Source organism: Halorubrum shenae, assembly GCF_051194165.1.
Classification (GTDB): Archaea; Halobacteriota; Halobacteria; order Halobacteriales; family Haloferacaceae; genus Halorubrum.
Map to the genome: position 1 here is coordinate 173,784 of NZ_JBLZNI010000004.1, position 20,664 is coordinate 194,447.

At 64.8% G+C, this 20,664-nt stretch carries 19 protein-coding genes and 1 pseudogene; 10 read left to right on the forward strand and 10 right to left on the reverse strand.

The annotated features are described in order from the left end of the window. Positions 1-2: 2 nt before the first annotated feature. Positions 3-1,385: a CapA family protein gene (locus ACNS88_RS07270; RefSeq protein WP_435095142.1), complete on the reverse strand. Its 1,383-nt coding sequence runs from the start codon at positions 1,383-1,385 to the stop codon at positions 3-5. Positions 1,386-1,466: 81 nt separating this feature from the next. On the opposite strand from ACNS88_RS07270, the gene ACNS88_RS07275 reads away from it, so the two are divergent. Beyond that, positions 1,467-2,633 (forward strand): PrpF domain-containing protein, encoded by a 1,167-nt coding sequence (locus ACNS88_RS07275; RefSeq protein WP_435095144.1) that lies wholly within the window; start codon positions 1,467-1,469, stop codon positions 2,631-2,633. 79 nt (positions 2,634-2,712) lie between these two features. Here ACNS88_RS07275 and ACNS88_RS07280 read toward each other — a convergent pair whose 3' ends face one another. Then, a complete protein-coding gene (locus ACNS88_RS07280; RefSeq protein WP_435095146.1) occupies positions 2,713-3,687 on the reverse strand; it encodes an aminopeptidase in 975 nt (324 codons plus the stop codon). Between the two features lie 200 nt (positions 3,688-3,887). On the opposite strand from ACNS88_RS07280, the gene ACNS88_RS07285 reads away from it, so the two are divergent. From ACNS88_RS07285 to ACNS88_RS07300, 4 genes are all read left to right on the forward strand, one after another. Continuing rightward, complete coding sequence (locus ACNS88_RS07285) at positions 3,888-4,865, forward strand: aminopeptidase (protein WP_435095148.1); 978 nt, start codon at positions 3,888-3,890, stop codon at positions 4,863-4,865. 166 nt (positions 4,866-5,031) lie between these two features. Beyond that, entirely contained in the window at positions 5,032-6,063 is a 1,032-nt protein-coding gene (locus ACNS88_RS07290) for a Bug family tripartite tricarboxylate transporter substrate binding protein (protein ID WP_435095150.1), read from the forward strand. A 94-nt stretch (positions 6,064-6,157) separates the two neighbouring features. Further along, complete coding sequence (locus ACNS88_RS07295; RefSeq protein WP_435095152.1) at positions 6,158-6,754, forward strand: tripartite tricarboxylate transporter TctB family protein; 597 nt, start codon at positions 6,158-6,160, stop codon at positions 6,752-6,754. Beyond that, positions 6,755-8,242: a tripartite tricarboxylate transporter permease gene (locus ACNS88_RS07300; protein WP_435095154.1), complete on the forward strand. Its 1,488-nt coding sequence runs from the start codon at positions 6,755-6,757 to the stop codon at positions 8,240-8,242. It begins immediately after the preceding gene. Between the two features lie 80 nt (positions 8,243-8,322). Here the strand turns inward: ACNS88_RS07300 and ACNS88_RS07305 are convergent, their stop codons facing one another. Both ACNS88_RS07305 and ACNS88_RS07310 read right to left on the reverse strand, forming a co-directional pair. Then, positions 8,323-9,045, reverse strand: a complete 723-nt coding sequence (locus tag ACNS88_RS07305; protein ID WP_435095156.1) for a M29 family metallopeptidase — start codon at positions 9,043-9,045, stop codon at positions 8,323-8,325. 96 nt (positions 9,046-9,141) lie between these two features. Next, positions 9,142-10,647 (reverse strand): SLC13 family permease, encoded by a 1,506-nt coding sequence (locus ACNS88_RS07310; protein WP_435095158.1) that lies wholly within the window; start codon positions 10,645-10,647, stop codon positions 9,142-9,144. Positions 10,648-10,829: 182 nt separating this feature from the next. Between ACNS88_RS07310 and ACNS88_RS07315 the strand changes: the two genes are divergently transcribed. The 5 genes from ACNS88_RS07315 (at position 10,830) to ACNS88_RS07335 (ending at position 15,089) form a co-directional block, all read left to right on the forward strand. Then, positions 10,830-11,270, forward strand: a complete 441-nt coding sequence (locus ACNS88_RS07315; RefSeq protein ID WP_435095160.1) for a universal stress protein — start codon at positions 10,830-10,832, stop codon at positions 11,268-11,270. Further along, positions 11,267-12,244 carry an NAD(P)-dependent oxidoreductase gene (locus tag ACNS88_RS07320; protein ID WP_435095162.1) on the forward strand — a complete coding sequence of 326 codons (978 nt, stop codon included), beginning with the start codon at positions 11,267-11,269 and terminating at the stop codon, positions 12,242-12,244. The genes ACNS88_RS07315 and ACNS88_RS07320 overlap by 4 nt, the downstream gene beginning before the upstream one ends. Before the next feature lie 110 nt (positions 12,245-12,354). Then, positions 12,355-13,785 carry an FAD-dependent tricarballylate dehydrogenase TcuA gene (gene tcuA, locus ACNS88_RS07325; RefSeq protein WP_435095164.1) on the forward strand — a complete coding sequence of 477 codons (1,431 nt, stop codon included), beginning with the start codon at positions 12,355-12,357 and terminating at the stop codon, positions 13,783-13,785. Between the two features lie 100 nt (positions 13,786-13,885). Beyond that, positions 13,886-14,275 carry a cupin domain-containing protein gene (locus ACNS88_RS07330; RefSeq protein ID WP_435095166.1) on the forward strand — a complete coding sequence of 130 codons (390 nt, stop codon included), beginning with the start codon at positions 13,886-13,888 and terminating at the stop codon, positions 14,273-14,275. A 43-nt stretch (positions 14,276-14,318) separates the two neighbouring features. Beyond that, the gene (locus ACNS88_RS07335; protein ID WP_435095168.1) at positions 14,319-15,089 is read left to right on the forward strand and encodes an SDR family NAD(P)-dependent oxidoreductase; all 771 of its coding nucleotides are present in this window, start codon (positions 14,319-14,321) and stop codon (positions 15,087-15,089) included. Between the two features lie 69 nt (positions 15,090-15,158). Here ACNS88_RS07335 and ACNS88_RS07340 read toward each other — a convergent pair whose 3' ends face one another. From ACNS88_RS07340 to ACNS88_RS07365, 6 genes and pseudogenes are all read right to left on the reverse strand, one after another. Then, positions 15,159-15,956, reverse strand: a complete 798-nt coding sequence (locus ACNS88_RS07340) for an SDR family oxidoreductase (RefSeq protein WP_435095170.1) — start codon at positions 15,954-15,956, stop codon at positions 15,159-15,161. A 99-nt stretch (positions 15,957-16,055) separates the two neighbouring features. Beyond that, on the reverse strand, positions 16,056-16,550 hold the full coding sequence (locus tag ACNS88_RS07345) for a redoxin domain-containing protein (RefSeq protein ID WP_435095172.1): 495 nt from the start codon (positions 16,548-16,550) through the stop codon (positions 16,056-16,058). 76 nt (positions 16,551-16,626) lie between these two features. Beyond that, positions 16,627-17,244 carry a class I SAM-dependent methyltransferase gene (locus tag ACNS88_RS07350; RefSeq protein WP_435095174.1) on the reverse strand — a complete coding sequence of 206 codons (618 nt, stop codon included), beginning with the start codon at positions 17,242-17,244 and terminating at the stop codon, positions 16,627-16,629. Positions 17,245-17,456: 212 nt separating this feature from the next. After that, positions 17,457-18,440, reverse strand: a complete 984-nt coding sequence (locus tag ACNS88_RS07355) for an ornithine cyclodeaminase family protein (RefSeq protein ID WP_435095176.1) — start codon at positions 18,438-18,440, stop codon at positions 17,457-17,459. Between the two features lie 73 nt (positions 18,441-18,513). Further along, positions 18,514-18,952: pseudogene (locus ACNS88_RS07360) on the reverse strand (FAD-dependent oxidoreductase); the annotation flags it as partial. Between the two features lie 227 nt (positions 18,953-19,179). Beyond that, on the reverse strand, positions 19,180-20,628 hold the full coding sequence (locus ACNS88_RS07365; protein ID WP_435095178.1) for an aldehyde dehydrogenase family protein: 1,449 nt from the start codon (positions 20,626-20,628) through the stop codon (positions 19,180-19,182). Positions 20,629-20,664: the final 36 nt, after the last annotated feature.

Genomic DNA, 20,664 nt, shown 5'->3' on the forward strand with positions numbered 1-20,664 from the left:
ACTCAGCTGGCGACGATCCCGACGCCGTCTTCGACCGAGATCTCCGTTCCGAACGGCTCGGAGAGAGCGGCGAACCGACCGAGTATTTCTTCCGCGCGGTCGCCGCTTGCGAGCGCCGGCGTCCCGCGTCGCGGGAGCGCCCGATCTCGCCCGAGCGAACACGGGTACAGCCGCACCGACGCCAGCTCGTCGCCCTCGAACTCACAGACCGGGACGATCGTCTCCCAGTACCCGTCTCGGGCGAGACTTCCGTTCGGATCCCCGTTCGCGTCGCGGTAGCGCGAGCGGAACAGCGCCGCCGGGTCGGTCGCGTCGTCGACGCCGTAGTAGTCGTAGCTCTCCGCGGGCAGCCGCTCGATGGTCTCTGTCTGGTACGCGAAGTTGCCGAGCGAGTAGAGCACCGGTCGCCCGCGGTACAGCTCCATCCCGCGCAGGACGTGCGGACCGGTCCCGACGAAGAGGTCCGCTCCGGCGTCGATACAGTCACGAGCGAACGACCGGACGTACTCGGGCGTCTCGTCGGTGTTCCGCACGCCGCCGGGGGCCTGGTGGCCGTGCAGGCTCGCGATCGCGTAGTCCGCTCGCTCCGCCGCGACCGCGACCGAATCGAGGTACGCCTGCCGATCGTCCGCGAGGGGCTCGAACCGGACGCTTGGCAGCTCTCCGTCGTCGACTTCCTCGAAGAACGCGTGGAGGAACCGCTCGTACGGGCGCTCCTTCCAGTCGGGGTCCTCGCGGACCAGCCACGTCTCGTGGAGGTCGCCGAGCCCGAGTTCCGCGCGTAGCTCCCGAAGGCGGTCGAGCCCGTCGGCGGATGCCCCGTGTATCCAACGAAGGTGGAGGGGGTTGATCCCCGTGCGTCCGGGGTGGTCGGCCGAGGCGGGGCCGGCCTCGCTTCCCGGCGCGATGCTGGCGTTCGCGGCGACCAACCCGACTCGGCCGCCGGGGGTGTCGACGTACGCGGGTCGGCGGGCGTCCGAGAGCGACTCTCCCATGCCGGCGAACGGAAGCTCGCGCCCCCGGAGCGCGTCCATCGTCGACCGCATCCCGTGCCGACCGTAGTCGAAGGAGTGGTTCGACGCGGTCGCGAACAGGTCGAACCCGAACGCGTCGAGCTCGTCGAGCACGAACGGCTCGGCTCGCATCAGGATACCGGCCAGCGGGCTGAGGTACTGGTACTGCGACGGAACGGGCGGCAGCGGCGTCGCAGCGGCGTCTCGCTCGGGCAAGACGACTTCGAGGTTCGCCACCGCGGCGTCGGCGCCGTCGATGACGCCGCGGAGGTCGTCAATCTGCCGGTCCGATTCCGCGTAGGGAGTGAGCCGTCGGGTGACGATCGCGTCGCCGGCGGCCGCGATCGCACACCGTGAGCCGGATTCGCTCATACAGCCCGCTCGGCGCCGCCCGTCAAGACACTTTCGCGCCCGATCGCGTGGGCTTATGTCCCGTGGGGGTCATCGGTGCGCATGGTTCATCACGGCTCGCGACACCAACGCGGAGTCGACGGTCACCTGATCCGCGGCGGCACGAGCAAGGGCTTCTTCGCGTCGAGCGCGGTCCTCCCCGACGACCCGACGACTCGCGACGAGTTCGTCCTCGAACTGTTCGGCTCACCGGACCCGCTGCAAGTCGACGGATTGGGCGGGTCACACACGCACACGAGCAAGCTTATGCTCGTCGACGCGGCCGATCGCGACGATGCGGACCTGCGGTACCGGTACGCGCAGGTCGGCATCGAGAACGCGGTGGTCGACTGGGACGGCAACTGCGGGAATCTCGCGAGCGCGGTCGGCGTCTACGGGGTCCTCGAGGGGCTCGTCGACTCGACCGAGCCCACAACGACGGTGCGGATCTACAGCGAGAACACCGACTCGCTGCTCGAACAGGACGTGCCCGTCGTCGACGGGGAGCCGACGCCGTACGGTTCCCGCCAGATAGACGGCGTCCCCGGGACCGGCGCGCGGATCCCCACGCGGTACCTCGCCCCCGGCGGCGGGATGCTCGGTGCCACGCTCCCGACCGGGACCCCGACCGACGAACTCGTCGTCGACGGAGCGCGGTACACGGTCTCCATCGTCGACGCGACCAACGTGACGGTGTTCCTGCGCGCCGCGGACCTCGGGCTCGACGGGACCGAATCGCCCGCGACCCTCGCGGAGCGCGACGGCCTCCTCGACCGGCTCGAACGGGTCCGGGGCGCGGCGTGCGTGAAACTCGGGCTCGTCGACGACCCGGCGGACGCGGTCGACGAGCGACCGACCATGCCGTTCATCGCCGTCGTCGCCCCGCCGACGGGATATGCGACGACCGTCGGATCGAGGGTCAAGGCGGACGACGTCGACGTCGTCGCGCGAATGGTCTCGACCGGTCGTCCGCATCACGCCTACGCGACCACCGGGGCCATGTGCCTCGCCGCCGCGACGCGGGTGCCGGGAACGGTCACCGAGGCGGTCGCTCGCGGGTCGGGATCGGAAGTCCGGATCGGTCACCCGAAGGGAACGATCCGCATCGGTGTCGAAACCGGGGCCGATCGCGGCGACGGATCGCGGACGATAGCGTCCGTCTCGATCGACCGGACCGCGCGGCTCCTGCTGAGCGGGACGGCGTTCGCTCGGGACCTCGATCGAGTCTGATCCGGTCTCACCGAGTCTGATCGGATCTGCCGTCGTGAAAAAACATCGGGCGTCGCGACTCCCCGTCGGCCCGGTTCGTTCAGTCGAAGATCGACTCGACGAGCGCGCCGTCGTCGACGACGACCTCGCCGTCGAGTCGGACGGTCGGCGTTCGGACGACGCCGTCGAGATGGATGTCGCTTTTAAGCGTGCCGCCGAGCGACTCGTTGTCGCCAACCGCGAAGTGAACCGTGCCCGCCTTCTTCTTGTCCTCGGCGAGGTTGCCGATGAGTTTCGCTTCGGGGTTGGTGCCGATCGCGAACTCGGCGATGTTGCCGGCGTTCTCGCCGTTTTCGGTGATGATACGCCACAGTTCGTCGGCGTCATCGCCGCCGGAGACGCCGGTGACGAAGCCGTCTTCGACTTCGAGGGTGATCGGCTCGTCGACCTGTCCCAGGTTGTCCATCGAGACGTCGATGACGATCTCGCCGTTCGCGGTGCCCTCCGCCGGGTGGGTGGGCGCCTCTCCTGGCGGAAGCGTCGCGAAGCCGTAGTTCTCGTGGTAGTAGCCGTCCAGCGAGAACGCCGAACAGCCCTCCAGGCTGAAGGTGATGTCCGTGCCCTTGTCGCTCGTGACGTGGGCTTCGGTGGCCGCGTCGAGCACGTCGCGGACCGCCTCGGTTCGGCGACGGAGCATCTCGAAGTCGACGCTCATCGCCCCTTCCACCATCATGTCTTCCGTAACGCTCCGGAGAATTCCGAACCGAGTGCCGGCCTCTGCGGCCGCCAGTCGCGACCGCGTGTGCGTGATCGCGTGGCTCGTACAGGTGAACGCAACGTCTGCGGCGGCCATCGCCTCTGCGACCGTCTCCGGGGGCTCGTTGCCGTGGCTCTCGAGAAGCGGCATCGTCATCGTGATCGCCTCGCCGCCCGCTCCCGCGGCGGCTCGGGCGATGCTCCGCGCGACTCGCTCTTTTCTCGCGTCCGCGATAACGAGGACCTCCTCGCCGGGCTGGACGTCGAGACAGTCCTCGACGATACCCCGTGCTGCCGCCGCCATTTCGACATCTAACATTATGACCAGATCGATCGATCATTGGAGAATACATAAACACACCGGTGCGATCCGATCACATGTCTCTATTGCGCGTCCCTATCACGCGGACGCTCGCGGTCGGCTCCCGAATTCGCCGCGTCGGTCACCTCTCGGGCGCGGCTCGGGGCCGCCCACCCGGTTCAGGAACGTATTAGTATCCCGCTGTGCGATGTCGGAACATGGATTCCATCCAAGAGATGAAAGGAGCGAGTATCGTCGTCGACACCTGTGCGGCGATCGAGGCCGGCGAGGACGTGCTGGTCGTCACCGACTGGCAAGTCGCCGACGTCGCCGAGCGCGTCGCCGCGGCGGCCAACGAGCGGGACGCCAACGTGACGATGACGATGATGGACCCCCGAGAGTACGACGGTAACGAGCCCGAGGACACGGTCGCGGCCGCGATGATGGAGGCCGACGTGATCATCACGCCGGTTCACCGGTCGATCACCCACTCCAGCGCGACCGCCGAGGCGAAGGCGAACGGCGCACGCGTCATCAGCATGGTGAAGTTCACCGACGAACAGCTCATCCGCGGCGGGCTGTACGCCGACTACGAGGGGATGCGTCCCCACTGCGAGGAGATGGCACGGAAGTTCTCCGAAGCGAGCGAGGCGCGCGTCACGTCCCCGCAGGGGACGGACGTGACCGTCGATCTCGATGGCCGAGACGGCAACTCACACCCCGGGATCGCGGACGAGGCGGGCGAGTTCACCGCGCTGGTACACATCGAGGCGAACATCTCTCCGGTCGAGGGCGGCACCGACGGAACTGTGGTCTTCGACGGTGCGATCCCGAACCTCGATATCGGCGTTCTCGAGGAGCCGGTCCGAATGGAGATCGAAGACGGCGCGGTCACGTCGGTCGAGGGCGGCAAGGAAGCGAAAAAGATAGCGCGCGTTTGGGACGAACACGACGACCCGGCCGTCTACAACATCGCGCAGCTCGCTGTCGGTATGAACCCAGAGTGTCCCGAATTCAACGGCTGGTTCTCGAACGATCACGGCCGCTACGGCAACGTCCACTTCGGAATCGGCACCAGCAGTAACCTCGGCGGCACCACCCGTGCGCCCGTTCACTTCGACGCGATGATGGCCGAACCGACGCTCGAACTCGACGGCGAAGTCGTCGTTGAGGACGGCGAGTTCGCTTTCTTCTGATCCGCTCGGTACCCCGTTACAATATCTTTCTCCGTTTTTAACCCGGTTATAATTGGAATTTCAGTTATTATCCGTCCCTCATGGTGTGTTCATAAATAAACTCGATTTGTTAAAAGAGTCTTGTACCAGAAGATTCAAATAGGGTCCTAACTTTCCATACGTTTGTATGGGAGACAATAACGATCGATCGTCTGCTACCCGTCGAGACTACATCAAGTACACCGGTGCCGCATCGGCAGCGGCGATGACCGGCCTCGCCGGCTGTTCGGGCGGGGGCGATGGCGAGTACCCGGACGGAGACATCACGTACATCATCCCCTTCTCGGAGGGTGGCGGAACCGACACGTACGCACGCCAGTTCATCAGCCACATGGCTGACGAGCTCGGTACCAACATCGCGATCGAGAACGTCCCCGGTGCGGCGTCGCTTCGCGGTACCGGCCAGCTGTACAACGCCGATCCCGACGGCTACACCATCGGTGGGTTCAACCCGCCGTCCACGCCGGTCTCGGCCATGGTCAACCCGCCGGAGTACGAACTGACCGATCTCGAGGGCATCGGGACGTACGCCCGGACGCCGTTCGTCGTCGTCGCCAACCCCTCCTACGAGATCGAGAGTTTCGAAGATATGGTCAGTCGCTACGCCGACGGAGACCTCGAAATCTTCGCCGGCAAGGAACGCGGCGGCGTCGACCACGTGCTGGCTCTCCTGATGAAGGGGAACGATAGCTACGACCTCCAGTGGGACCGATACGTCGGCTACGACGGGACCGGCCCGGCCGTTCAGGCGACGATCTCCGACGAGGTACCGGTCTCGATCGCCACCGACACCGGCGCCGCTGGCGCGGCCGAGGACGACCGTATCGACGTCCTTGCGTGCCTGTCGAGCCAGGGTTCCCAGGTGTTCCCGGACGTCCCGAGCACCACCGACCTCGGCTACGACAACATCGACTTCCTCGGGCAGCTCGTCCGCGGCGTCTACGCCCCGGAAGGGACTTCCGAGGACCAGATCCAGGTGCTGACGGAGGCCCTCGAAGCGGCCCTCCAGACCGACGAGGTCCAGAACTGGTCCGAAGAGACCGGTAACGTCGTCGAGTACGGCGGCCCCGAGAGCGCCTCGAACGCCGTCACTGATGCGTTCGAGCAGATCCCCGAACAGGTCGACCTCGAAGCGGTCCGCGACGCCGCGAGCCAGTAGGCGCACGGCTTTCCCACCGCGGGTTTATCATCCGCCGCACCACCAGTCGAGACCATGTGTATTAATACCACTCCAACTCCAGTACCACCCAAGCATGTCAGGTAAATCGCTGTATCGACGGCTGTCCGAACGGTTCGATCAGGAACGCTTCCTCCTGATCGCGCTCGTCCTCGGGTCAGGCTTTGCGCTCGCTGAGACGTTCCGCTTCGACATCAGCTCAGCCGCGCGGTTCCCGCGGCTCACGGGCTCCGTCGTGTTCGTCGGTGCGCTTATGCTGTTATTCGCGAAGTACCTCCCGAGCGGGCTCCGAGCAGTCGTGGAGGAGTCGGCGGGCGTCTTCGAGGCAGACGAGGAGTTCGAGAAGCGCCAGCAGGGGGCCGAAGAGCGGCAACAAGCGGAGGCCGACGCGACGGAGACGGATCGGAACGAGTTCTCCACTGTCGGGCGCCCGATCCACGATTCGGTGTTCACGGCCCTCGTTATCAGCGGATACGCCGCGGTCGGCTTTGCGGTCGGCATTCTCTGGGCGACACCGCTGTTCGTCGTTGCGTACGGATACTGGTTTAAACAGCCGTGGTATCTCACCGGAGTACTCGCCGTCATCGGCTTCGCGATCGCGTTCGGCTTCATGACGGTGCTCGGTGTCCCGCTTGACCGCGGTGAACTCTTCCTCACCAGCGGGGTGTTCTAGATGGCCCTCTCCGCCTTCTCGGAGGCGCTTTCGATCGTCTTCAGCTGGCCGACGCCGCTCTGGGTGATCATCGGGCTGACGCTCGGCATGATCGGCGGCGCGCTCCCGGGGATCGGCTCCTCACTCGGGATGGCGATCGTCTTACCGCTGACCCTCCCGTTGGGTCCGATCAACGCGATCATCCTTCTCGTCAGCATGTACAGCGGCGCGATGTACGGCGGCAGTATCTCCGCCATCCTCGTGAACGTTCCGGGGACCGGTGGGGCGGCCGCGACGACGTTCGACGGCTATCCAATGGCGAAGCAAGGGCGTGCCATCGACGCGCTCTCGATGTCCGCGACCGCGTCCGCGACCGGTGGGTTCCTCTCCGTGATCACGCTGCTGCTTATCTCGCCAATCTTGATCGAGGCCGTGTTGTTGTTCGGCTCCCCCGAGTACTTCCTGATGGCGATCCTCGGGCTCTCGATGATCACCATCGTCGCCGACGGCTCCATGGTCAAGGGGCTTGTCGCCGGCGCGGCCGGACTGTTGCTCACGACGATCGGTATCGCCCCGAACTCCCCGGAGCTCCGGTACACGTACGGGAGCCTCGGGCTCTACGACGGCATCGACTTCATCGCGGCGCTTATCGGGATGTTCGCCATCGCCGAGATGTTAAAGCTCGCCGGCCAGGAGGGCGGGATCGCGAACGCCGATATCGATCTGACCGGGAGCACGCTCTCCGGGGTCAAGGAGACGCTTTCGCACCCTTGGACGATCATCAAATCCGGCTACATCGGCATGTTTATCGGTGCGATTCCGGGCGCCGGCGCGACCGTCTCGAACTTCCTCGCGTACGGTGAGGCGATGCGGAGTTCCGACAACCCCGGGCTGTTCGGTAACGGTGAGCCCCTCGGCGTCATCTCCAGTGAGGCGTCGAACAACGGCACCATCGGCGGGTCTCTGATACCGACGATCTCGTTCGGGATCCCCGGAAGCGGTTCGACCGCCGTGCTGCTCGGCGGGCTGTTGATGCACGGACTGCGCCCCGGCCCGCAGCTGTTCGAGGCCGACCTCCACATCACCTACGCGTTTCTGATCGCGCTTCTGATCGGGAACATCTTCATCATCCTGATCGGTGTCCTCGTCGTGACTCGCTTGGCCAAACTCACCCTGATCGACACCCACATCATCATCCCGATGATCCTCGTGCTGTCGATGGTCGGCGGATACACGCTTCGCTCCAACTGGGTCGACGTGATCACCGTCCTCCTGCTCGGGTTCTTCGGGTACATCATGGTCCGGAAGGAGTACTCGATCATCGCGTTCGTACTCGGGGTCGTCTTGGGACCGATCGCAGAGGAGAACCTCATGCGATCGCTTCAGATCTCCGGCGGCTCCTACGACATCTTCGTGACCAAGCCGCTGTCGCTGCTCATCACGGCGGCGATCGTCGTGATCCTCGTCGGACCGTACGTCAAGCCCGCGCTCGAAAAGCGGCTCGCGTAACCCCGAATCGGGCGCGTTTCGTCCGTTCGTCCGGGCAATATTTCTCACAGTCCCCACACGAGACACCGGAGACGCTCGTATCAGCTGTCAGAGACGATCGATCCGTCGTCGATCACGGTTTCCCCGTCGAGACGGAGGGTCGCCGACCGACAGATTCCGTCGAGGTGTAGGGGTGCGGGCCTCCCGGCGTCGACTGTCGGAGTGCCGGTCAGGGTCGGCCAGGCGGTGACGTCGCCGAGGCCGACGTGGGCCGTGCCGCGGAGCTTCTTGTCGTTGGTCGCGACGCCGGTCGGTCGCGTCCGGGGGTTCATCCCGAAGCCGAACTCCCCGACCGACCGGCACCCCTCGCCGTGTTCGTCTAGCGTCCTCGCGAGTCGATCGGCGCACCGTTCGACGTCCCGGCGCATCCGACCGGCCGTTCGGGGATCGAGATGCGCCGCCGCCGTCCCGCCGGTGAGCGCGTCGATCGTCGCATACAGTTTCAGATGGCGGCCGCCGTTCCGAACGAACTCGAGAATCTCCGGCGGAAACCCGGCGTATGCCCCACAGTTGACGACGACGTCAGCCCGATCGATCGCCCCCGCGAGGACCGGCCGAAGCGGGTCGTTCCGGACGTCGCTCGGGACCATCGTGAGCGTCGTCACGTCGGCTCCGACGGCAGTCAACGCGGACCACAGCGCCGTCACTACCGCGTTATCGGTCGAAGTCGGTGCCAGCAGTGCCACCCGGTCATCGGCGCGCACGTTCGTCTCCGTCAGCCGCGTCACCGCCGGGATGAGTTCGGGGACTCGTCCGTCGTTCATGTCCGAGCGGTTGACGCGCCGAGAGAATAACCGTATCTACGGAGACGCGGAAGCGATAGGGTCGGAACGGGTCGCCGTTCAATCGAATTCGCGTCGTCAGACGACGAGCGGCCAGTAAAACAGCCACGACAACACGATCACGATCGCGCCGTGAACCATGGTCACGAGCCCGAAGACGAACACCTCGCTGAGCCCGAGCGGCCCCTTGTCGTACGAGAGCAGCACCGATGTGGTGTTGAACGGAAAGAACGTCGTCGAGCCGACGACGATGAGTACCGATAGCGCGAGGTAGAGCCGGTTGAGACCGAGAACGTTCGCGAACTCCATGATGATCGGCAGGGCGACCACGATCGCGGCCGACGCCGTCGAGAACCACGAGCGGATGAAGACGGCGAGCGCGAGGAGGGTACCGATCACCAGCCACGGCGCCATCGCGCCGAACGGGACGACCGCGATGAGCGTCTCGACGACGTAATCGAGCGTTCCGGTCGCCTCCATCGCGTCGAGGATAGAGAACATCGCTCCGATGAGAAAGAGGATTCCCCAGCTGACGTTGGCAATCAGATCCCGGTCGACGATTCCCACGCCCGGGACCGAGAGAACAGCAACCGCCACAGCCGCCGGGACGATCGTCGGAATCCCGGCGAAGGAGCCGGCGATCCACGCCACGACCGCACCCAGCATGACGACGCTGACGATCCGCTGATCCCGCGTCAGCGTGAGCCCGCTGGTCGGCCGATCGCCGTTCTCATCCAAATCGAACACGTCATTACTCCCCGCTCCCCTGTTTTCGCCGTCCGCATCGGCGTCCCCCTCACGGCCCACCGATTCGAGTGTCCGGTCGTCGTCCACGCCGTACAGAAGGAGGACACTGACCGTCGACAGCCAGAACAGCAGGGCCATCGGGGGGATCATGTACACGGCCCACTGGACCCAGGTGATCGTGCGGACGGACTCGTTGATCAGTTGTGAGGTGATGATCGCCATCCCACCCCCGGTCATCAGCATCATCGACCCGATCGGGTTAATGTGGCCGAGGACGATGAAAGAGGCCTTGCGAAACGCGCCGTCGTCCGGAAGCCCGTACGCGTCCGTCATCTGATTGACGACGGGGATGAACGTCACCGCCCGGGCGACCGCCGAAGGCATCAAAAGCGACAGCCCGACCATATGGGTCGCCAGCGATCGCACGCTCGTTCGCGGCGTGCTCCGCGTCGAGAGCATCCGGCTTGCGACGATTTTCCCCAGACCGACCTTGCTGATCGCGCCACCGAGGAGCAACAGCAGCAGCAGGAAGAACACGAGCGTCGACGCGAACCCGCTGACCGCGTCCTCGAACGCCGGGACGAGCCCGAAGGCGAACAACAGTATCGGAGCCAGAGTACTCGAGACAACGTACGGGACGGCCTCAGTCAGCCACAACACGAGCGCGAAGAGGAAGACGGCGAGCACGAGTTGCATCTCGCGCTCGAGGCCGCCAAGCGGCGGCGCGAGGGCGCCCCCCACGAGAACGGCGATCGAGACCCAGACTCCCGCAACGCCGAAGCTTGGGAGGGGCAAATTGGTGACGACAGCGCGCAATCCGCCCTGAGAGGCAGGCATGTTCCTCTACCAACGCGGGTACGCTTAAAAAACACCACGGACCAAGCAATCCAAGCACACGCGACGGGCGAGACGACCGTACCGAACACGGCGGACGAACGCCCGACACCGGCCTGAGACCGATTTCCCGCGCCGTTCCACTGAAAGCTATAAGAGTGCTCGTCATAGATACGGTAACAACTATGACGATTGTCGCCGGAGTCGAACGAATCGATCGGGAGAGCAACGCCGTGATCGAGGGGCAAAAGCACGCCGAAGCGTTCGGGGAGGATCTCCACGTCGTCCACGTGTTGAGCCAGTCCGCGTTTCGGGACCTCGAAAAGGACAGCCTCAGCGAGACGGGCCAAACCGTCCCGGTCGACACCATTCGGACGTACGCTAAAGAGACGGCCGACGACGTCGCACGTCGAACGACCGACGAGTTCGAGGCCGTCGGCCTCGTCGGCGACGCGGGAGACGAGCTCGTTCGGTACGCCAAAGAGCAGGACGCGAGCTACATCTGCGTCGGTGGTCGCCGCCGATCTGCGGTCGGCAAGGCGCTCTTCGGGAGCGTCACCCAAGACGTCCTGATGAACGCGGACTGCCCGGTCGTCACGCACGTTCGACCGGAGAAAGAGGAATGACGAGCGGAGCGCCGCGAGCGCTCGTCGACCAAGACGTGAAGCCGCGTGACGTGCTCGAACGCGCGGTCGGCGACGGCCTCGCGCTTGAGGTCGGCGTCGACTCGACGGAAGAGGCGCTGATCGACGCGCTCGACGGCGTCGAGGTCCTCTTTACGACGTCTCGGCTTCCGGTCACTCGACGGGTGCTCGCGAACGCCGACTCGCTGCGGCTCGTGGCAAAGATCGGGACCGGCCTCGACACGATCGACCTCGATGCCGCCACGGACCACGGCGTCTCTGTCATCTACACGCCTGGAATGAACGCGCTCTCGGTCGCCGAACACGCGCTGACGCTGCTGTTGGCCGTCAAGCGGAACGTCCTGATCGGTCAGCGTGCCTTAGAGGCGGGCAAGTGGCGCGACGAGGTGCCGAACGCCCGTCCGGTGGCAGAGACGACCATCGGAATCGTCGGCTTCGGGAACGTCGGATCACGTCTCGCAGGCCTGCTCGACGGCTTCAACGCCGACGTCTACGCGCACGACCCGTACGTCCACGAGATCGACTCGCAGATCACGGGTGCAACGCTCACGGATTTCGAGACGGTTCTCTCGGAGTCGGACGCCGTCGTCGTCACCGCGGAACACACGCCCGAGACGCGCGGCATGATCGACACGGACGCGCTCGCAGCGATGGCCGACGACGCGGTCCTCATCAACACTGCGCGCGGGCCGATCGTCGACACGGACGCGCTGATCGCCGCGCTGCGCGACGGAACGATCGGCGGCGCCGGCCTCGACGTGTTCGAGACCGAGCCGCTGCCGGCCGATTCGCCGCTTCACGAGTTCGAAAACGTCGTCACGACGCCGCACATCGCGGCGTCGTCGATCCGGGCCCGGTCGGCGATACTCGAGACGCTGGTGGAGTACGCCTTCGAAATTATGGACGGAACACTCCCGCCGGAGCGGTTTGTCGCGGTACCGCCGCGCGAGAGCTGACTGAGACAGCTGCGGACGCCTCTCCCCAACAGCGATACTTAAACGGGGACTTATTTCAGCCAAACACTTTCATCAGTCTACGATCAACGTTGACTTGGTCGCTGACAAAAATGTACACTCATACCTACGATGCGGTCGTCGTCGGCTGTGGTATCGCCGGGCTCTCGGCCGGGATCCGCCTAGCGGAGCTGGACCGTTCGGTCGTCGTCCTTGAGAAATCTCCGAAGGAGCATCGTGGTGGTCACACGCGGTTCACGGAGTCGTTCCGTCTTCCGACGGCGGACATCGACCTCGACGTGGAGTTCGACGTGGAAGACTACACCACTGCCGACTTCTACTCGGACCTGATGAAGACGACGAACTACCGAGCCGACGAGGATCTCGTTCAAACCGTGACCGAAGAGGCCGGAGAGACGTTCGAATGGCTGACGCAGATGGGGCTCGACTGGGAGTATCAAGCTCCCCACCCTGGTTACACGGCGGGCCGCGTCTGGCTCGACGGGGAGACAATGCTTGACGACCTCGTCGACCAGTTCGAGGAACTCGGTGGCGAGGTGCGGTACGACGCGGAGATCCAGAGCGTCCACCGGGGAGACGACGGGACCGCGACCGGCGTCGAGGGGTTTGTCGACGGTCGTCGCACCCGGTTCGAGGCCGACGCGGTCGTGCTTGCGGCGGGCGACTACGGCTCCAGTAAGGAGAAACGAACCCGGTACTTCGGCCCCGGCTACGGGAACATGAAGGTCCGAGGTAGCCGATACAACACGGGCGAGATAATCGACTCGGCGATGGATATCGGCGCGAAGTCTGACGGTGAGTGGGGTGACGCTCACATGGCGATCATCGACGCTGGATCGCCAGACGTGGAGGGCGGTATCACTCGCATCGACGGCTACCAGTACGGGCTTATCTTAAACCACGATGGCGAGCGGTTCGTCAACGAAGGTGAAGACGCGCGGGCGCATACGTACGCCAAGTTCGGGCGGGAGATCTTCGAACAGCCCTATCACGAGGCGTTCATCATCGTCGACTCAACGGTCGTCGACGATGTGGCCCACATGGGTCCCTCGCGGGCGATCACCGCGGACTCGATACAGGCGCTCGTCCGCCGGCTCGACATCGAGGACCCGGAACGAGCGGTCGAGACCGTCGAGGCGTACAACGAGGCGTGCCACGACGGGGCGATCGACGAGTACGACCCAGACGTACTCGACGGAAACGCTGCGGAAGCCGTCGACCCGCCGAAGTCTAACTGGGCGCTCCCGCTGGACGAACCGTCATACACGGGCTACCCGGTTACCGGTGGCATGACGTTCACGTTTGGTGGTGTGGCGATCACGCCGGACGCGGAAGTACTCGACACGACGGACAGCGTCATTCCCGGGTTGTTCGCCGCGGGGAATGTCACGGGCGGGTTGTTCTACCACAACTATCCCGGCGGATCCGGCCTGACGAACGCGGCCGTCTACGGACGGGTTGCCGCTGAGACGGCGACCGAATACATCCGAGACGCGACAGCGGTAACGGCCACCGACGACTGACGACGAGCGACCCGAGGCGACACCGCTCCGCGACCGAGGGCCGCGGTATCGGAGCGATTTCACCCTGCGAGTTTAAGTGCATCTCGTCGTTCAGTACGGTATGGTACGCAGATACGACCCGGAACAGATTCCGTCGGTGTACACGCTCTCTGACGCGCCCGTCGCGAAGGAGGGGCCTGGGTTCGAGCAGATCGTCTTTCGAGGCGTCGACCAGATGGTGGGCATGACGACGATCGGACCGGACCGAGAGGACAAGCCGCAGCACAGCCATCCGTGGGAACAAACGACTATCGTCATCGAGGGCGAGGTCGACTTCCTCGTCGACGGAGAGCGGGTCTCGCTCGGCACGTACGATGCGGTGGAGATCCCACCGGACGTTCCGCACGCGTCCCGCGCGGTCACCGCAGAGCCGGCGCGCTTGCTCGCGTTCTGGCCCCTTCGGGAGGACCGACTCGATGCGACCGACTACCAGGAGGAGTTCGATGTCTAGTTCGGCTGCAACCGGCCGGACGAGGACTTCGAGGTGAGAACGGATGGATCTCACCGGACAGACGGCCCTCGTCACGGGCTCGAGTCGGAATATCGGGCGAGCCACGGCGATCCGGCTCGCAGAGGCCGGCGCGGACGTGGGAATCACGGCACGCAGTGACGAAGAGGGGTGTGAAGAGACTGCACGCCTCGTTCGGGAGGCCGGGAGCGAGGCCGCGATCGCCCTCGCCGACATCGGCGACCCAGATGCTGTCCAGCCAATGGTCGGCGACATCCGCGAGCAGCTCGGTCCGATCGACGTACTTATAAATAACGCGACATATCGACCGTCGAAACCGTTCCTCGACGTGGACACGCAGGACATCGATCGCGTGCTTGCGGTCAACTTCAGGGGAGTGTTTCAGACGACGCAAGCGGTCGTTCCGGACATGATAGATCGAGGCGGTGGTTCGATCGTGAACCTGATCGGAGCGATGGTGTATCTCGGCAAGGACGGCCACGCCCACTCGTACGGTTCAAAGCTCGGAATCGAGGGACAGATACGACAACTGGCGACCGAACTTGGCCCCGACGGGATCCGCGTCAACGGCGTCTCGCCCGGTCTCATCGACGTCGATCGAAACCGGACCGAAGAATGGGACCGGATCGAGCGAGAAGTGATCCGATCGACCCCGCTCGGACGGCTCGGGCAAGTCGAGGAGGTGGCCGACGCGTGTTGTTTCCTCGCGTCGGACGCCGGATCGTTCGTGACCGGACAGGTGCTACACGTCAACGGCGGGACCTACCCGACGCCGACACTGGTCCCGGATTCGTAATCCCCCACGGGCGGGCACCGGCGTCGCCGCTTCGAGGGCTCACGGTGAGCCGTGACCGCCACTCGGGTCTCAGAGCAGCCGTGAACTCCATCCGCCGTCGACGGGCAACACCGACCCGGTGGTGTACGACGCGGCCGAGGAGGAGACAAACGCGACCGCCTTCCCGAACTCTTCGATCGTTCCCATCTCCGGTAGGGGGAGCTCTGCGACGCGGAGTTCGCGCACGTCCGCTTCCGTCAGCCCCTCGCGTTCGGCCCGCGCAGCGATTTTCGACTCGATCCGGTCAGAGAGCACTCCTCTGGGGGCGACGCAGTTGGATCGGACCCCGTTTTTCCCCTCCTCGTTCGCGAGCGTTTTCGAGAGGCCGTAGATACCCGGCCGGAACACGTTTCCGAGGGTCCCGTGCGAGGTCGGCTCCGCCGCGGAGGCGGCGACCAAGTGCGTGATCGCGCCGCCGCCGTCGCGGAGCGCGGGCAGGGCGGCCTTACACTGAACAATCGTGCTCCGGAGTACGTCGTTGTACCCTCCGTCGAACGCTTCTAAGGAGGTGTCCTCGAAGGAGGCGTTGTTCGGACCACCGTGGTTGGTCACCAGCACGTCTAGGCCACCGAACTCCTCGACGGCCGCGGCGATACCCGACTCGATCGCGTCGGGATCGGCGAGATCCATCTCGACGGTGAAGACCGCATCGTCATCACAGTCGGTCTCCTCGAGTATCTCCTTGCGAGCCTCGGCGAGGTTGTCCGCGTTTCGGGAGGCAATCGAGACGCTTGCCCCCTCCGCGGCGAACTGAGTCGCTGCGCCGAGTCCGAGTCCTTTGCTTGCCGCAGCGACGAACACAGACGTTCCGCTGAGTCCTAACTCCATGCGTCTCACTTTCTTTGAGGCTGTGTAACGTTTCCGTTCACGGTAGAACTCGTCGTACGCGCCTCTTCGATCAGGAAGCCGAATGCACCCGTCAGGGCGCTATCGGCGGGCCGATTTCACGTGCTCTCGGATGTCAGCGACGAACGGATCGAACTCGGGGTTCCCGTTTTCACGGACCCACCGATACGTGACAATCCCGTCTGCGTCGATCACGAAGACGCTTCGCTGGGCGGACTCGATCGAACCGTACATATCCGGATAGGCGACGTCGTACGCGTGGGTGATCTCGTGACTCCAGTCCGAGAGCATCGGCACGTCGAACCCTTCCTGTGCTATCCAGACGTTCTGGGCGAACGGGAGATCAACGCTGACACCGTACACCGACGCATCGAGCGCTTCGAACGAGTCCAGTTCGCTTCCGAACGTACACATCTCCTCGGTACAACCGCCGGTGAACGCCCCCGGAACGAACGCCAGCACGATCGGGCCGCCGCCTATCTCCTCCGACAGGGTGAACTCGGAGACGTCGTCGTAGCCGTTTCCGCCAGCCAGCGGAACCGTGAAATCGGGTGCGCGATCGCCTTCAGAGACCATACTCGCCTATCGCGTGGACAGCGACCTAACGCTGACGGGTTGTCGGCCACCACCACGTCGCTGCCCAGGTTCGCAGTTAGCCGGACGCGCGAAAGGTCCGCGTGGTGTCTCTGTCGCCATGGACGACGTCAACCTCAACGAGATCGAACGAGGTGAAGATGCGGCCCCAGTCTCGGTAGTACAGGGGAGTGTCCTCGTCAACATAGTTCACGTCCGGGTCAGACGACGAGTCGCGTACCGGTCCCTCGATCTCCGCGGTGACAAGGATGGTGTCGGTGATCCGAGCCACTTCCTCGAAGACCCACTCGACATCGGGATGGAGGTGCTGTAGCGTTTCGACTGAGTAGACCGCGTCGAACTGCCCGTCGTCGAAGTCCTCGATGATACCCTCTATCGGGCCGCAGTGAAACGTTCCGTCGGCGGCAAGTGCGGGATAGGCCTCCCGCATCGTGTCGAATGCCTCGGCGTTGATGTCGACGCCCGAGAGGTTCTCAAAGCCGTCGTTGGCGAGATGCTCGAGATGACGGCCAGAACCGCACCCGAGTTCGAGAACGGCTGCGTCACGGGGAATGTACTCGTTGAGAGCATCGCGAATCACCGTACTCGTGTCGTTCGGGCCGTAATGTGCGTAGTACGCGGGGGAGTATTCGCCCGCCCGGTTTGTCCACGTGTTTCGGACGGAATTGAGGTCCACGTGTATCGACTCGGGCAAAGGCGTAAAACGCCGTCGAACAGCGTCTGATTGTGAACCGCCTCTGGGTCAAGCTCCGAGGCACTCGCCTTGGTTCTCCGTGGAATCGCCGGCTCTGTTGAACTGGAACGCCGAGGTGGCGTCTTCCGCCGCGTCGAGTTCTTCGGCCACAGTCCCTGTCGCCTCCAGTACCTCTCCGTTCACCGAAAGATAGGTCAGTTAAAATCGAATTCTACTGAACTATCAGATATCATATTATTATATACGCCCTTTGCGAGAGCGATGTCGAGCGCACCCAGCCCGATCGGAACGAAGACCGTTCGGTCCGAGGGTCGGACCGGCGTCTCGCGCTCGTCGTCCAACACCTCACCGATCGTCGCGTCCAAATCCGACGCAGAGAGGCCGTCTCGCGCAGCGATGTCGGCCAACGCACCGCGCTGGAGGCACTGCTCCACGTGATCGACCACGAGTCGGTCCGCACCCGTGAGTATCTCGTCCGGTAGCTCCTGATACGATCCGAGCGCGACGATGAGACCTGCTTTTGAGGGCCATTCAGCATCTAAAACCGGTAATTTTGAATCGGTGACCGTGAGAACGGCGTCGTTTCGAGCGGCGGTCGCCGCCGTCTCACACACGGTCAGCTCCGCGTCGAGCTGATCCCTCATTTCCGCGGCGAGACCGTCGGCTTTGTCCCGACTTATATCATATAAAAAGAATTCATTGATATCAAGTAGTTCGTCGGTTACCGAGAGCTGAAACGCCGCTTGAAACCCCGCGCCGAAGACGCCGACGGACTCGGGCGTGTCCGGTAGCAGGTGTTTCAGTCCCACGGCGGACTGCAGGGCGGTCCGGACCCCGGTCAGGTACATCCCCTCCAGTATCGCCTCGAATCGACCGCCGTCGAGGTCGAAGAGGAGAATGAGCGAGCTGATCGGGTCCTCGACGTCGGCGTCCCACGTCGCGACGGCCCACTTCGTGCCGACGGCGTCGAGCCAGTCGACGTACGCCGGCATATTGATCGCGAACGCGTTGTAGTCGGGCCATCCGCCGTCGTCGCCCAAGTGCATGGAGAGCTTCGCCGGATTCACGACCCGATCGCGGTTCGTCTCGATATACGTTCGCTCGACGACGCGCAGCGCGTCGGCGACGTCGAGTGCATCCTCGACATCGGACTGAGAGAGCAGGCTAGTTCCGACCATCGTGCGGTGATGATACTGGAGGCGCGCCCATACTTATTTGGATCGTGATCAGTTCTCACGCTCGCACTCGAACTCACCCGTTGGACTCACCATCGAACCGATCGGCGTTGAACAGGCCGATCTCTCGGTTCGTCTCGCCGTCGAGTGCCAGGTCGGCGAGGGCCTCCCCCACCGCGCTCGCGAACTTGAACCCGTGGCCCGAGAAGCCGGCTCCGACGGTGACGTGCGAACGGCCGGGCGCGGCGTCGAGCACGAAGTGCCCGTCGGGCGTGTTCGTGAACAGACACGTCGAGAGCCGCATGGTCGGCCCGATAGCGTCCGCGATCCGTCGTCACTCGGACTCCGCTTTGGTCCTCCGTGATGTCGGTGACCGTCTCACGGGCGCGAATCTCGGCGCCGCGGGCCTGTGCCGCCTCGACGTGAGCGATGATACATTGCTCGGGGACGAGGAACCCGCTCTCTGGTTGGTATACGGCGCGATGGTGGTCTGGGATGTCGTATCCCGGGAACCGCTCGATCCCGAGCGTGTCGACGCCCCGCGACGCGAGATGGTGCGCCGCAGCGCTGCCCATACCACCGACTCCGACCACGATCGCTTCGTAGCGTTTGCTCATATTCTGCTCGTCTTCGGTACGCACGGCGACGTGCATATATCTGAACTGTTCTACCGCCGCCGATGTGGTGCTGGCGACACGGTCCGCCGTGGTGTGGGTCCGGCCGCGTTACGGGCCTGGCCGCGCTACGGGTCCGACCGGTAGACGACCTTCTGATGGGTGTAGAACTCGTACGCCCGCTTTCCCATCTCCTTGGTCGTCTCGGACGACGACGCCTTCATGCCACCGAACGGCATCTGAATCTGCGAGCCCGTGGTCGAGCCGTTCACCTTCACGACGCCGGCCTCGATCCGGCGTGTGAACTCGCGGGCGGACGCCATGTCGGAGGTGAACACGCTGGACGAGAGCCCGTAGTCGACGTCGTTGGCGACCGCGATCGCCTCCTCGAAGTCGGCCACCTCGATGATCCCGAGTACCGGTCCGAACACCTCTTCTTGAGCGATGCGCATCTCGGAGTCGACGTCGCCGAACACCGTCGGCTGCATGAAGTACCCGTCTCCAAGGTCGGACGGTTGCTCGCCGCCGGTGAGGAGTGTGGCACCCTCCTCGCGGGCGATATCGACGTACTCGAGATTCGTCTCGTTCTCGTCCGCGGACACGGCCGGGCCCATGTCCGGGTCGTCCATTCCCGGACCGAGCGAGAGCGCCTCGGCGCGCTCGACGACGGCGTCGGTCATCTCGCTCGCGACGTCCTCGTGGACGATGAGGCGGCTCGTCGCCGTACAGGCCTGTCCACAGCCGCCGAACGCGCCGGCGATCGCGGTGTCAGCCGCTGCGTCGAGGTCCGCGTCCGGAAGCACGACCTGCGGGTTCTTCCCGCCCATCTCGGTCTGAACGGGGAGCCCTCGGGCGGCGACCGTCTCGGCGATGTGCTGGCCGGTCGCGGTCGACCCGGTGAACGAGACTCCGTCGACCGCCTCGTGGGTCGTCAGCTCGTCGCCGACCGTCGAGCCCGCGCCGACGACGAGGTTGACGACGCCGTCGGGGAGTCCGGCCGCCTCGAGGATCTCGACGAGCCTGCGGGCGATCATCGGCGTCTCGGACGACGGTTTAAGAACGACCGCGTTACCCGTCGCCAGCGCCGTGGCCAGCTTCCAGCTCGGCGTCGCGATCGGGAAGTTCCACGGGGTGATGAGCGAGACCACGCCGAGCGGCTCCCGAACCGTGTAGGTGAACGTCTCGGGGTCGTTCGACGGGACCGTGTCGCCGGTCGCGGTGCGCGACTGGTTCGCGAAAAAGCGGAAAATCTCCGCGGCCCGCCCGACTTCGCCGCGGCTCGAGGAAATCGGTTTCCCCTCCTCGCGGGTCAGCGTCTCCGCCAGCGAGTCTTGAGCGTCGTCGATCCGATCGGCGACCTCGTATAAGACCTCCTCGCGCTCGACCGGCGGCGCGGCCGCCCACGACGCGCTGGCCGTGTCGGCCGCGCGGACCGCTGTGCGCGCTTGCTCCGGGCTCGCGCCGGGAAACGCGACAATCGGGTCGTCGGGGTCCGCGGGGTCCCGGACCGTTATCTCGTCGTCGCTCTCTCCCTCGATCCACTCTCCGTCGACGTATTGGTAGGCTGTCGCTGACATAGCTGTCTGTCCGTGGTCGCGTGCCGCACAGAGTGA